11 protein-coding genes are annotated in these 12,390 nt (G+C 58.0%); 5 read left to right on the top strand and 6 right to left on the bottom strand.

All coding sequences use genetic code 11. The features are described 5' to 3' along the window. Window positions 1-131 precede the first annotated feature (131 nt). Window positions 132-1,112: a DUF1648 domain-containing protein gene (locus HMPREF3011_RS06140; RefSeq protein ID WP_038628658.1), complete on the top strand. Its 981-nt coding sequence runs from the start codon at window positions 132-134 to the stop codon at window positions 1,110-1,112. Window positions 1,113-1,138: 26 nt separating this feature from the next. On the opposite strand, the gene HMPREF3011_RS06145 is transcribed toward HMPREF3011_RS06140, so the two are convergent. Further along, window positions 1,139-3,457: a Tex family protein gene (locus HMPREF3011_RS06145; protein ID WP_070841289.1), complete on the bottom strand. Its 2,319-nt coding sequence runs from the start codon at window positions 3,455-3,457 to the stop codon at window positions 1,139-1,141. An 82-nt stretch (window positions 3,458-3,539) separates the two neighbouring features. Between HMPREF3011_RS06145 and HMPREF3011_RS06150 the strand changes: the two genes are divergently transcribed. After that, window positions 3,540-4,034 (top strand): DUF1877 family protein, encoded by a 495-nt coding sequence (locus HMPREF3011_RS06150; RefSeq protein WP_038628654.1) that lies wholly within the window; start codon window positions 3,540-3,542, stop codon window positions 4,032-4,034. On the opposite strand, the gene HMPREF3011_RS06155 is transcribed toward HMPREF3011_RS06150, so the two are convergent. The 4 genes from HMPREF3011_RS06155 to rpsP all read right to left on the bottom strand — a co-directional run bounded on the left by HMPREF3011_RS06155 (window position 3,994) and on the right by rpsP (window position 6,646). Further along, on the bottom strand, window positions 3,994-4,641 hold the full coding sequence (locus tag HMPREF3011_RS06155) for a phosphatase PAP2 family protein (protein ID WP_038628652.1): 648 nt from the start codon (window positions 4,639-4,641) through the stop codon (window positions 3,994-3,996). The genes HMPREF3011_RS06150 and HMPREF3011_RS06155 overlap by 41 nt on opposite strands. After that, on the bottom strand, window positions 4,641-5,528 hold the full coding sequence (trmD, locus tag HMPREF3011_RS06160) for a tRNA (guanosine(37)-N1)-methyltransferase TrmD (protein ID WP_038628650.1): 888 nt from the start codon (window positions 5,526-5,528) through the stop codon (window positions 4,641-4,643). The genes HMPREF3011_RS06155 and trmD overlap by 1 nt, the downstream gene beginning before the upstream one ends. Further along, complete coding sequence (gene rimM, locus HMPREF3011_RS06165) at window positions 5,525-6,019, bottom strand: ribosome maturation factor RimM (protein ID WP_038629546.1); 495 nt, start codon at window positions 6,017-6,019, stop codon at window positions 5,525-5,527. The genes trmD and rimM overlap by 4 nt, the downstream gene beginning before the upstream one ends. Window positions 6,020-6,163: 144 nt before the next feature. After that, window positions 6,164-6,646, bottom strand: a complete 483-nt coding sequence (gene rpsP / locus HMPREF3011_RS06170) for a 30S ribosomal protein S16 (protein WP_038628648.1) — start codon at window positions 6,644-6,646, stop codon at window positions 6,164-6,166. A gap of 298 nt (window positions 6,647-6,944) precedes the next feature. On the opposite strand from rpsP, the gene HMPREF3011_RS06175 reads away from it, so the two are divergent. Continuing rightward, window positions 6,945-9,095, top strand: coding sequence for an acyltransferase family protein (locus tag HMPREF3011_RS06175; protein WP_070841290.1), 2,151 nt, complete (start codon window positions 6,945-6,947; stop codon window positions 9,093-9,095). Window positions 9,096-9,111: 16 nt separating this feature from the next. Here the strand turns inward: HMPREF3011_RS06175 and ffh are convergent, their stop codons facing one another. Further along, window positions 9,112-10,707 carry a signal recognition particle protein gene (ffh, locus tag HMPREF3011_RS06180; protein ID WP_038628644.1) on the bottom strand — a complete coding sequence of 532 codons (1,596 nt, stop codon included), beginning with the start codon at window positions 10,705-10,707 and terminating at the stop codon, window positions 9,112-9,114. 605 nt (window positions 10,708-11,312) lie between these two features. Between ffh and HMPREF3011_RS06185 the strand changes: the two genes are divergently transcribed. Beyond that, window positions 11,313-12,122, top strand: coding sequence for a hypothetical protein (locus HMPREF3011_RS06185; protein ID WP_070841291.1), 810 nt, complete (start codon window positions 11,313-11,315; stop codon window positions 12,120-12,122). Window positions 12,123-12,167: 45 nt separating this feature from the next. Next, on the top strand, window positions 12,168-12,390 hold a 223-nt coding region (locus HMPREF3011_RS11265), incomplete at its 3' end, for a hypothetical protein (protein WP_210401645.1).

The raw sequence follows: 12,390 nt of genomic DNA on the forward strand, positions 1-12,390 counted from the left end.
TTTTTGACAACTTTTATCGCACTTCTTTTCGGCCTTATTGTTCGAGGCGAACCATGCATTACCAAGGCGCACGAGCAACGTGCATCACCAACGTGCAATACCGCCCCACCTCAACTGCTAAAATTGTCTCCATGCCGCAGATTCCACGCTTTGACCCCTGGATTGTTCGAGGAACAATCATCGCCCCGTGTGTACTGGCCATTGCACAGCTTCTGTGGGTGATTGCTATTTCCGAGCGACTACCGGAACAAATAGCAACGCATTGGAGCGGTAACGACGCTCCCGACGGTTTCATGCCGCCAATTCAAAGCACCTTGATTACGGCCATCATCGTCATCGCATGTGCACAGATCGGTTGGCTCGGTGCCAAGACCAGTACGCCGCTTGTCGTACGCAAGCCAATTGCAATAACCAATCTCGCCCTCTGCGGCTTCTTAATCGGTGTTGAATTCGCGATTATCATCCCGCAAATCGGCACGACGGACCCTATGACCGCCCGAATCGGCTGGTTTTATGCAATCGCCGGTGTCGTCATCGGTCTAGCAGCTGCCCTGTTCGTGGCGCGCCGCCTCAAGGACTACTCTTCGCTTACCGACGCCACGGTCACCGAACCTGCATCGCCAGAGTTGCCCCATCGAGAAGGAGACCCGACTCCCATCGATGTCAGCGTGACTATCTCTAATGGCGTCAAGGCTGCCCTCGCAGTCTGGTGCACAGTGTCTATAGTGCTCGCAATATTCCTTCCGATCCTTGGCATCATTTTTCTCCTGTGCACGCCGCTATTCCTCATTGCATATGAGACCGGCATGACACTAGATACCGACCCAAAGACAGATTCCATCACTATTTTTAACGGTTGCGGACCATTGAAGATGAAGCACCGCATCGAGCTTCGAACCGTTAAGTACGCGGCACCGGCGAAATATAACTGGGCCGACGGTGGCGGTATTGGGCTTCGACTTGGCAATGATGGCCGCATCACCGTGGCGGCACGGTCAGGCGAGGCAGTCAAGATTGAGACCTCAGGGTCCGATTACACCATCGTCGTACCGGATGGAATGGCTGCGACTGTCGCGGGAGAGATCAACAGCCGCATCGACGCTATGCGCTAATAGGCTATGCGCTAACAGCTCAAGCGCTAAAAGCCTGCCCTGCGCAGCGCGTCAGCCATGGAACCGCCCTGCTTCTTGTTCTGGGAACCGCGCTTGCGCCCCTTACCGTGACCATCACCACGACGACCATCTCCATGACCTTCACGGCGACCGTCGCCACGCTTTGGCTTGGCATCCGAGGTGTCGTCGTCAAGCCTGAGCGATAGACCGATACGGTTGCGTTCAACGTCAACGTCGAGAACCTTCACTTTGACCACCTCGCCCGAGCGGACGACCTCATGTGGGTCGGAGACGAAACCGCGCGCCATGTTGGAGACGTGAACGAGGCCGTCCTGATGGACTCCGACGTCGACGAAGGCGCCGAAGGCCGCGACGTTGGTGACCGTGCCCTCGAGGATCATGCCGGGCTTAAGGTCGGAGACCTTCTCCACGCCCTCCTTAAAGGTGGCGGTGACAAACTCGGGACGTGGATCGCGGCCAGGCTTGTCCAACTCAGCCAAGATGTCCTGGACGGTGGGCAGACCGATGCCGGCGGAGTCGTCGACGAAGTCTTCGGCACGCAGCTTGGACAGGACGCGGGAGTTGCCGATGAGCTCCTGGACGCTGACGCCAGCCGACGCTGCGATAGCGTCGACGACGCGGTAGGACTCGGGGTGAACTGCAGAGGCATCCAGCGGGTTGGTAGCGCCGTGAATGCGCAGGAAGCCGGCGCATTGTTCGAAGGCCTTGGGGCCGAGACGCGGAACCTTCAACAGTTCCTTTCGGGAGGTAAAGGCGCCGTTTTCGTCTCGGTATGCGACGATATTGTCCGCAACGGTCGAGGACACGCCAGCAACGCGACCGAGGAGCGGCGCGGAGGCGGTATTGACCTCCACGCCGACAGCATTCACGGCATCTTCAACCACGGCATCGAGAGAGTGCTCGAGCTTGGTCTGGGAAACGTCGTGCTGGTACTGACCGACACCGATGGACTTCGGATCGATTTTGACGAGCTCGGCAAGCGGATCCTGCAGGCGGCGGGCAATCGACACGGCACCGCGCAACGAAACATCCATGTCCGGGAACTCGGCTGCTGCCAGGGACGATGCGGAGTACACGGAAGCACCGGCCTCAGAGACCACCACTGGGGTCGGCTTCTTGCCGCCGGCCTGAGCGATCAGGTCGGCGATTTCCCGGGCCAGGGTTTCGGTCTCGCGGGAAGCGGTGCCGTTGCCGATGGCCATGAGCTCCACGCGGTGAGTGGCGCAGACAGTGGCCAGCTGCTCCTTGGCGCCAGACCAGTCATTGCGCGGCTGGTGCGGGTAGACGATGGCAGTGTCGAGCACCTTGCCGGTGGAGTCGACAACGGCGCACTTCACACCATTGCGGTATCCCGGATCCAGGCCGAGAGTGGCGCGCTGACCAGCAGGGGCAGCCAGCAGCAGGTCGCGCAGGTTACGGGCGAAGACATCCACAGCTTCAGCCTCGGCGCGCTCCTTCAGTCGAGTGCGGGCATCGAGGGCAGCGGAAACCTCCAACTTGGTACGCCAGCCGAAACGAACGGCCTGGTCAATCCACTTGGAGGCACCGCCGTCGGGAAGCTCAAAGGCCTCACGAATCATGTGTTCGTAGGTCTCATCTTCACCCGCATCGATGTTGAGAGTCAGGATGCCCTCGGCCTCTCCACGCAGCACGGCCAGCACACGGTGGCTGGGCATGGTCTCCAGCGGTTCGTTGTGCTCGAAGTAGTCGCGGTACTTCACGCCCGCAGTCTCCTTGCCCTCCACCACGGCAGCGGCGGCGGAACCGGAAGACCACACCTGCTCACGGACAGAGCCCACCAAATCAGCATCAGTAGCGAAGCGATCGACCAAAATGGCACGGGCACCGGTCAGAGCGTCCTTCGCATCCTTACCAGCTGCCTCGCCATATTTAGTGGCCAGAGCCTCAGGGTCCGCGGCGGGGTCGGCCAGTAGCTCCTCCACCAGCGGTTCGTACCCGGCCTCACGCGCAATATCGGCCTTGGTCTTGCGCTTCTTCTTGTACGGCAGGTAGAGATCCTCCAACCGTGCCTTGGTGTCGCAGGCGAGGATGGCGGCCTTGAGGTCGTCGTTAAGCTTTCCCTGCTCTTCGATGGCGGCGAGAATCGTCTGCTTGCGCTCTTCTAGTTCGCGCAGGTAGACGACGCGTTCCTCGATGAAACGCAGCTGTGTGTCATCGAGCCCGCCGGTTACTTCTTTGCGATAGCGGGCGATGAAAGGCACGGTGTTGCCTTCGTCGAGAAGCTTGATAGCGGCGGCGACGGCACTTTCGGCAATGTCCGCACCAGTGGCGGCGAGTTCTCGGGCAATTACTGATGAAATCACCCGGGCAACTTTACTATCGTGGAAGTACCAATTGGCGAACGCCCCACAGAAGGCTCGCAGTTAACACCGGAAAAGGAGCCCCATGAAGCAGAAACTCTGTGCCGAATACCTGCGCATTTCCGATGAGGAGGCAGCACGGTTAGTTGAGGTCGCAGCACCTGCGGCGACCAGCGACGGCGGCACGGCGGGGCTTGTTAACGACGGCGCGGAGAAGATTATCCTGCAGCACTTCGTCGACGTTCCGGACGAAGATGCCCTGGACATCGACACCGACTGGGAGTCCCTGCTTCGCACGTTGACCGGTAATCCCATCGACGGCCAGGCGCTCGGCGACCCGCTGGCGGAGGCCATCCTCGGCGCCGACCGCGTCTGCCGCAAGCCGCTGTCCGCGGTCATCCGCGCCGATCGCGTCGGCGACGTGCACCAGACGCTGGCAAGCATCGACTTAGACGCCCGTATCACGGACAATGGTTCGCTTATCGACGAAGCCACTGCGACGCAGCGCTACCGCGAACTCTTAGCTTTCTATGAGGAGACTAAAGCAGCGCGTAGCGCCGTGCTCGTGGCCATCTCCTAAGAACCAACAACGCAACTGCCAAGCCGATAACTCCGGCGATAAGTCCGCCGATAACATCGGTGAGCCAGTGCGCCCCGACCCACACGCGTGATAGTGCCACGGCACCGATAAGCGCGACGATGGCCAGGTCAAGCAGCTTGCGGGCTGTGCGCCGCAATACGGGGATGGCAAGCTGCATCGCGGCCATGCCGCTGGAGGTAACCGCTGCCACATGTGCAGAAGGAAACGCTGCATCGTGCAGGTTGACCAGCGAGAACTCCTCGCCCGGTCGGTCGCGGTCCAAAAACCACTTCATGGCATAAGTCACCGCAATCGACGAACCGAATGACGCTGGCAGTAGCAACGCCCACGCACGGAAGCGGAACCACAGGAGTGCCGCAGCAACAAGCGTGACCGGCGCGACGTAAATCGGCCGGATAATCTCGCTCAAAGTCAGCATCAAACTATCGACGCGGCCATTCCGTGCCCCATGCAGGTCACTGACCCAGCCTGCAAACGACTGATCTACGCTCCCCGCCAGCTGCGTTTGAGTGAACCACGCCAGTGCCCCTAGGACAGCTAACCAACCAATGACGTGCCGGGGTCGCGCAATTCGAACACGTGCCACTAGCAGTTCTCCTCGGTTACTTCCCCAATGACCTCTTGAATTATTTCCTGGTCACGGACGCTGAGGTCGACGTCGGCAAGCAAATCCGGACGACGTTCGGCCGTACGAATGAGTGACTGATCGCGCCGCCAACGGTCCACCAGCGCGTGATTGCCGCTGAGGAGAACGTCCGGCACTTCTAGTCCACGCCACTCGCGCGGCTTTGTGTAGGACGGCCCTTCGAGCAGACCGTCAGAGAAAGAGTCCTCCTCGTGGCTCTTGCGGTTGCCCAACACACCTGGGATTAACCGCACGACGGACTCCGCAATCACCAGCACCGCCACCTCCCCGCCGATCAGCACATAGTCCCCAATAGAGACCTCACGCACGCGATAACGATTAGCGGCATCATCAATAACGCGCTGGTCAATGCCCTCGTAGCGCCCGCACGCGAACACAATGTGCTCCTCGTGTGAGAACTCCTGCGCCATCTGCTGCGTAAACGGCTCGCCCGCCGGGGTCGGGACAATCAGCAGGGGCTTCGCTGAATCTTCTTCACTTAACGACGGCACTTCCGCTGCAGCATAGGAAGATTCCTCGGCCAGACCCAGTTTCTGATCATGGCGGACATTGTCCGAATGCGGCACAGCGGATGTCAACGACTGCTCCACTTTCAGCGTCGCGATCTCGTCGAGGGCGGGACCCCAGACATCCGGCTTCATAACCATGCCGGGGCCACCGCCGTAGGGCGAGTCATCCACGGCTTGGTGTACACCTGGCGCCCAGTCGCGCAGGTTGTGCACTCCGACGCTCAAAATGCCCTGTTCGATTGCCTTGCCCAGCAGCGCATGACGCAGTGGCTCGAGGTACTCCGGGAAGATTGTGACTACATCGAGACGTAAGCTCACAGCTCCAACAGTCCTTCCGGCGGCGTGATGGTGACGGTTGAGTTCTCAAGGTCTACTTCCGGAACGATTTCCTCTACCAGAGGAATAAGTACCTCCCGGCCGCCTCCGTCAAGCGTGACTTCAAGGAGACGGTGAGCGGGAGCACGGACGATAGAAGTGACCTCGCCGATATCGGTGCCGTTGCGGACAACGCGCAGGCCTTCGAGTTCAAAGTCATAAAAACCCTCGTCTTCGAAGACGGGTTCGGCATAAAACTTCATGCCCCGATAACGCTCGGCCTCATTGCGGCCCGGAATCTCCTCGAAGCGAACCAGCAGACGGCCCTGGTGCGGACGCGCCGTTTTCACAGTCAGCTGTTCTTCACGGCCCGCCTGTACACCCAACAGCGTGGTTCCGACTGCGAAACGCCCTTCCGGGTCATCCGTTGTTGCATCAACGACGACTTCCCCGCGCACACCGTGGGGCTTAATCACTCGGCCAATAAGCACCATGTCAGCTACCGACACGCGCACACTCCCTCTCTTATAAAGGCTCTGTAAAACACCCGCATAAAGCAAAAAAGGCGCCACCCAACACTTCGTCTTGAAGTATAAGGTAGCGCCCGGATTAGCTAAGCGGCGTACTCAGCGTCCTTATTACTCGGCGTCCTCGGAAGCCTCGGACTCAGCAGCCTCAGCCTCGGCAGCCTTTGCGGCCTCCTCAGCTTCCTTAGCAGCCTTAGCTGCTTCCTTGGCCTCGCGGCGCTTAGCGGTGATGGCCTCCGCGGACGGGCCGTTGTTGGCCTCTTCCAGAGCCTTGTTGAACAGCTCGAGCTTGGTCGGCTTCGGCTCAGCAACCTTCAGAGTGCCCTCTGCACCCTCGAGGCCCTTGAACTTCTGCCAGTCGCCGGTGACCTTCAGCAGAGCCAGAACCGGCTCGGTCGGCTGTGCGCCGACGCCCAGCCAGTACTGAACGCGCTCGGAGTCAATCTTGATAATCGACGGCTCTTCCTTCGGCTGGTAGATGCCCAGGTTCTCAATGACCGCACCGTTGCGACGGGTACGAGCATCAGCAACGACAACGCGGTACTGAGCAGTACGAATCTTACCCAGGCGCTGCAGCTTAATCTTGACTGCCATGAGGAGTTCCTCTTTCTTCTATGTCACTGGACAATACTTATGCATCCAAGCTCACCAGTAATTACTGACGAGGTGCCTTGAACCGGTTTTGCCCTTGGGATATTTACACTGCGCGTGACCACCGGGCGGCCGTGGCCGGATCCGATGAATTCGCAGTCGTGCCTCAGCTGAGGATTCTCATTGAGACAACTCGAGGTATGTTACCAGCAGTTTTTGGAAATTAACAAAACTGCGCACTCGAAACTCTGCATACCCACTAAAGCTGAACGTCGTTGACAGTGCGGTAACGTAACATTCTATGAAAACCACCGGCACCCAGTATAGGTATGACTTGGACGGACTACGGGGCATTTCAATTGCCCTCGTAGTCCTTTTCCACGTTTACGTCGGTCGCGTTTCCGGTGGTGTGGACGTATTCCTCTTGCTCTCCGGGTTTTTCTTCTTCGGCGCGCAGTACCGCAATGCCATCAATCCCCGGCAGTCCATCAATCCGTGGTGGAGCATCTGGCGCACGCTGCGTCGCCTAATCCCGACACTGGTGCTGGTCCTCTTCGCGACAACCCTGTTTGTCATTTACTTCATTCCATCGCTTCGCACCATTGACATTGCCCAGCAACTCCGCGCCAGCCTGCTCTACTACCAAAATTATGAACTGGCACTCCAGGGCTCGGACTACGCTGCCGCAGAGAGCGAAACTTCCCCACTGCAGCACCTGTGGTCAATGTCGGTGCAGGGTCAGTTTTACCTCGGCTCAATCTTGCTCATCTCCCTACTCGCCTGGATGACGCGCTCATCCCGGATTGTCGGGACTGTCACCTCACCAGTGGAGGCGAAGCGTACCGACGCTACTGGCGGTAGACTCCACCGAATCCTCACTCCGTTGCTGGCAGTTATCACTCTCGGCTCGCTTGCCTATGCCTTCTATATGCACTCCGAGAACCAGGGGTGGAACTACTACTCCACTGTCAGCCGCCTCTGGGAACTCTGCCTCGGCGCACTACTCGGACTGATTCTTGTCCGGGGCTCCATCCCCATGCCCACGCCTCTACGAGTGCTGTTAGCAGGCATCGGCCTCGCACTGGTGGTCTCCACCGGTTTCATCTTCGACGGTGCCGCACAGTTCCCAGGCCCTTGGACACTATGGCCCCTCGGAGGTGCTGCGCTGATTATTATCGCTGGCCCCGAGGCGGGTTGGATCTCCAAGTTCCTGGCCAGCCGCCCAATGCGCGAGATAGGCCAGAGCGCCTACGCGCTCTACCTGTGGCACTGGCCTCTTCTCATCCTGGCCATAAACTACCTCAACCGCGATACTCCGGGGTTGAAGCTTGGCACCGCAGTGATTGTCGTTTCCTTCATTTTGGCCAAGCTCACCAACAAGTATGTCGAGCTGCCACTGGCTCAATCGACTCGCCGACCGACCCGGACTCAGCCCGTCGTCGGCGATGCAATCCACGCAATTAAGCATCGTCACCCGGCTCGTCGCCAAGCGGTAGCCGGCGCTGTTGTAATCATTGCGTTGGTTGGCATGACCAGCCTTGTCAACGTGCAGCAGCTGCGCGTCAATCGTGCCTCTGCCACCAGCCTAGATCCAATGGTCTATCCAGGTGCGCTCGCGCTTACCGACGGGTACGAGGTGCCGAAGGCAGCCACAAAGCCGAATACCGATTTCATCACTGACCTCTGGCCGGAACCCGCCCTCGATGGTTGCCTTGTGACAGGCGGCGAAGACGTCGGGTATTTCCCGCCGAATCGCCGTTGGCGCGATGAGACCCAACCGTGTGTTTACGGTGACCCGGATGCTAGTGAATCGATTGTCATCATCGGGGGCTCGCACATGGAACACTGGTTCGCCCCAATTGATGCCTACGGCAAGAAGCACGGTTACCGAGTGGTCGTTCTCCTTCGACAGGGCTGTCCAGCGACTTTAGAACCAATCCACGGAGTCGGCGACATCTGCGTGCCCTGGACTTTCGAGGCACTGCAGAAAATTGACGAGGTTCAGCCAGAGATGGTTTTCACCACCTCGACCAGGCCCTTATTCCAGGCGGACCCACCGCAGCCCGGCGACTATACGCCGGATGGCTATGTCTCGTTTTTCACTGCTCTACAAGAACGCGAAATTGATTTCTTCGCAATCCGCGATAACCCGTGGGCGCTACGGGAGGACTTGAGTCAGTTCTCCCCAAGCGTGTGCGACGAAGCGAACGAAGATTGCACCATCCACCGCAAAACTGCTCTAAATGCAGAAAATCCCGCTGAGGAAATTCTTGCAAACTTCCCCAACGGGCACAGTCTAGATTTTTCCGACATCTTCTGTGGCCCGACTACCTGCCGCAATGTTATCGGTAATATCTACGTCTACCGCGACAGCAATCACATCACCGATGAACTAGCGGCCACCTTCAGTGCCGAAATGGGCCGCCAGATCCAGGAGAGCCTGCGGGGCTAGCTACTTCTTGCCCCAGCTACTTCTTGCCCTGCCCGAAGTCGAGATTATTGAGGTCAAAGCCCTCCATGCCTTCTGGCAGCTGGTTGCCCATCTGCTTCTGTAGCTTCTGCAGCTCGGCCATGCTAGGCATCCCCGGCATGCCCTGCATACCGGGCATTCCGCCACCGCGCATTGCCTTCGGCGGCGTCGGGCCGCGGTTAGCGCCCTTGCGCTTATTCTTGCCCTTGCCCTTTCGGCCACGCTTGGCCTTGCGGTTCGATGGGCGGCCACCGCCCATACCGAAACGACCGGCCATCTGAGCCATCATCTTGCGTGCCTCATTGAAGCGCTCGATGAGCTGGTTAACCTCCGAAACAGACACACCGGAACCGTTGGCGATACGACGACGTCGTGAAGCGTTCAGAATCTTCGGATTCTCGCGCTCTTCCGGAGTCATACCGCGGATAATCGCCTCGATGCGGTCAAGCTGCTTTTCATCGACCATTTCCGCGGCCTTGGACATTTCCGCGCCGCCGGGGAGCATCTTGAGGATGTTGCCGATTGGGCCCATCTTGCGGACCATCATCATCTGCTCGAGGAAGTCCTCGAGAGTCAACTCGCCCGAACCAATCTTCTGGGCAGACTTTGCAGCCTGCTCATGATCAATTTCCTTGGAAGCGACCTCAACCAACGTCTTCAGGTCACCCATGCCCAGGATGCGGCTGGCCATGCGGTCTGGGTGGAAGACGTCAAAGTCCTCCAACTTCTCGCCCGTGGAGGCGAACAGAATCGGCTTACCTGTGACCTCACGGATAGACAGTGCAGCGCCACCGCGCGCGTCGCCATCGAGCTTGGTCAGTACAACACCGGTGAAGTCAACGCCATCTCGGAAGGCCTTGGCGGTCTCTACCGCGTCCTGACCAATCATGGAGTCGATGACAAACAGAACTTCATGCGGGTTGATGGCATCGCGAATATCGCGGGCTTGCTTCATCAGAACCTCATCGATACCCAGGCGACCTGCGGTATCGATAATCACCACATCGTGGCGATGCTGGCGAGCATAAGCGAGGCCACGGAACGCGGCGTCAACTGGGTTGTCCTCGCTGGTGCCCATTTCATGGGTGGAATCGAGGCTGGTGCCCGGGAACGGTGCGAAGCACGGCACGCCTGCACGCTCAGCCACGATTTCCAGCTGCTGCACCGCACCTGGGCGCTGCAGGTCGCAGGCGACGAGAACTGGGGTGTGCCCCTGATCCGTGAGGTACCTGGCCAATTTACCGGCCAAGGTGGTCTTACCAGCACCCTGCAGACCGGCCAGCATGATAACCGTTGGCGGCTGCTTCGACATATTGAGACGTCGAGTCTCGCCACCGAGGATGTTGATCAGTTCCTCATTGACAACCTCAATGATTTGGTTGGCCGGGTTGACCGTCTGGCTGCCAATAATTTCGTTAGCGCGTTCCTTGATGCGCTTGATGAAGGTACGGACAACCTCAAGGGAGACATCGGCTTCCAGAAGAGCCAGCCGAATCTCGCGGGCGGTGGCGTTAATATCCGCCTCAGTCAGGCGACCCTTCCCGCCCAGCCCCCGCAGGGCACCCGTCAAACGATCGGAAAGAGACTCAAACAAGTTTCCAGCTCCCCTTTTGCCTTATCTTTTCTTAACTGTTCTACCGTACCCGCTGGCTACTCCGTTTGGCACATATCTACAGCTTCGCCTATCGACAACAATTGCATCCCATCCACTCTAAACACCCCGATTCGGGTGTAACCAATAGGAAGTAGAAATCGGCAATAGAGTGAAGCTCTTTTATTCTCGGGAACGTTAAATTACTATTCGTTATTTTAACGTGACAATTAAACACGACCTAAGACAGGGTTGTCCCACTGCATAAAGAACGTTTACACAACCTATCTACCGCCAGGTAGATAACAGACAAGTAACGCCAATAGCCAACTTTTACTAAGGACGATCCTAGTGCACGCCTCCCCCGAAATGGTGCAAACTAAATTGCAAACCGGCAGCATTACAGCAGGTCAAAGTGTGCCACTACACACCTAGAGTTATCCCTATAACTACTTCCAATGCCATGCATATATCAACCAGTTTATGGTTAGCCATGAACCTAGTTAACCGCAGTTGGCCTGGTTTTATTTTCCGCCGTGCACGATGAGGGATGAACGGCGAAATCATATTCATCGGTCTCTGACCGTTTGACTCCTTGGGAGGTTTTCATGAAGAAGTTCACTACGGCTATCGCCGCCACCTTCTCCGCCAGCATGATTGCAAGCGCAGGCATCGCTACTGCACAGATTCCGGCCCCAATGCCGACCGAGTGCCCCGCCGGCCAGCACTTTGAAAACGTCGACGGCACTTTCCAGTGCGTTGCAGACCAGCCTGAGCAGGATTCCGCTGACGGAATTCCGGCCCCAATGCCGGACAAGTGCCCAGACGGCCAGCACTTTGAAAACGTCGGCGGAACCTTCCAGTGCGTCGCGGACAAGGAAGCCCCTAAGCCTGAAACGCCGGGCAACAATGAGTCCCAGCCCGGCAACCTCGGAAACCCAGGTATTTCTGATAAGCAGTGCCCGGAGGGCGAGCACTTCGACATGAGCAAGCCAGTTCCGGGCAACCCGAACGTCTTCGGTGCCTGCGTCAAGGACGAGACGAAGCCGGATACTGACAAGCCAGGCAAGGACGGCAAACCGGGCAAAGACGGCAAGGATGTCAAGGTAAACGTTGACATCAAGATCTCTGCTGAGTGCAAGAACGAAAACAAGTGCACGAAGGAAGAGAAGAAGGCCAAGGAAAAGGCTGAGAAGAAGGCGTCCGAGTCCAAGAAGACGACCTCTTCCGAGAACGTAAAGAAGGTTTCAGACTCCAAGAAGTCTGAGCAGAATAACTCTGAGTCCAAGAAGGCTTCTTCCACTCAGAGCACTGGCCTAGCAGCCACCGGCGTTGACGCCACCACCCTGGGCGGAGCCGCTCTGGTTCTTCTGGTCGGCGGTGTCGCTGCTACCCGCATCGCCCGCAAGAACCGCTAAGAAGCTTAGGGTTCTACCCCGCTAGCGAAACGTAAACTGCTCCTGATGCCAATTCAGCATCGGGAGCATTTTTGCGTGTCATATCTTCGAAACGTTATAACTCCTATAGCTCGAACCATAAACCGCACAGATACCGATTTTTTACCAAACCGCTACGCCCCACCCGCCTTTCGCCACCCCGACACGATTAGGAAGCACCATTCGCCAGCAAAGATGAGCGAAAGCTATAAGACATTAGAAGACTCGGCTCCATTAGCGAAGACAGAAA

It is taken from the genome of Corynebacterium sp. HMSC074C04 (assembly GCF_001838295.1).
GTDB lineage: Bacteria > Actinomycetota > Actinomycetes > Mycobacteriales > Mycobacteriaceae > Corynebacterium > Corynebacterium amycolatum.

Coding starts and splice junctions, on each gene's coding strand:
- rimM (WP_038629546.1), bottom strand. CDS start 6,019: ATGGTGCTTATTGGCCGAGTGATTAAGCCCCACGGTGTGCGCGGGGAA.
- HMPREF3011_RS06185 (WP_070841291.1), top strand. CDS start 11,313: ATGAAGAAGTTCACTACGGCTATCGCCGCCACCTTCTCCGCCAGCATG.
- HMPREF3011_RS06140 (WP_038628658.1), top strand. CDS start 132: ATGCCGCAGATTCCACGCTTTGACCCCTGGATTGTTCGAGGAACAATC.
- HMPREF3011_RS06150 (WP_038628654.1), top strand. CDS start 3,540: ATGAAGCAGAAACTCTGTGCCGAATACCTGCGCATTTCCGATGAGGAG.
- HMPREF3011_RS06175 (WP_070841290.1), top strand. CDS start 6,945: ATGAAAACCACCGGCACCCAGTATAGGTATGACTTGGACGGACTACGG.
- rpsP (WP_038628648.1), bottom strand. CDS start 6,646: ATGGCAGTCAAGATTAAGCTGCAGCGCCTGGGTAAGATTCGTACTGCT.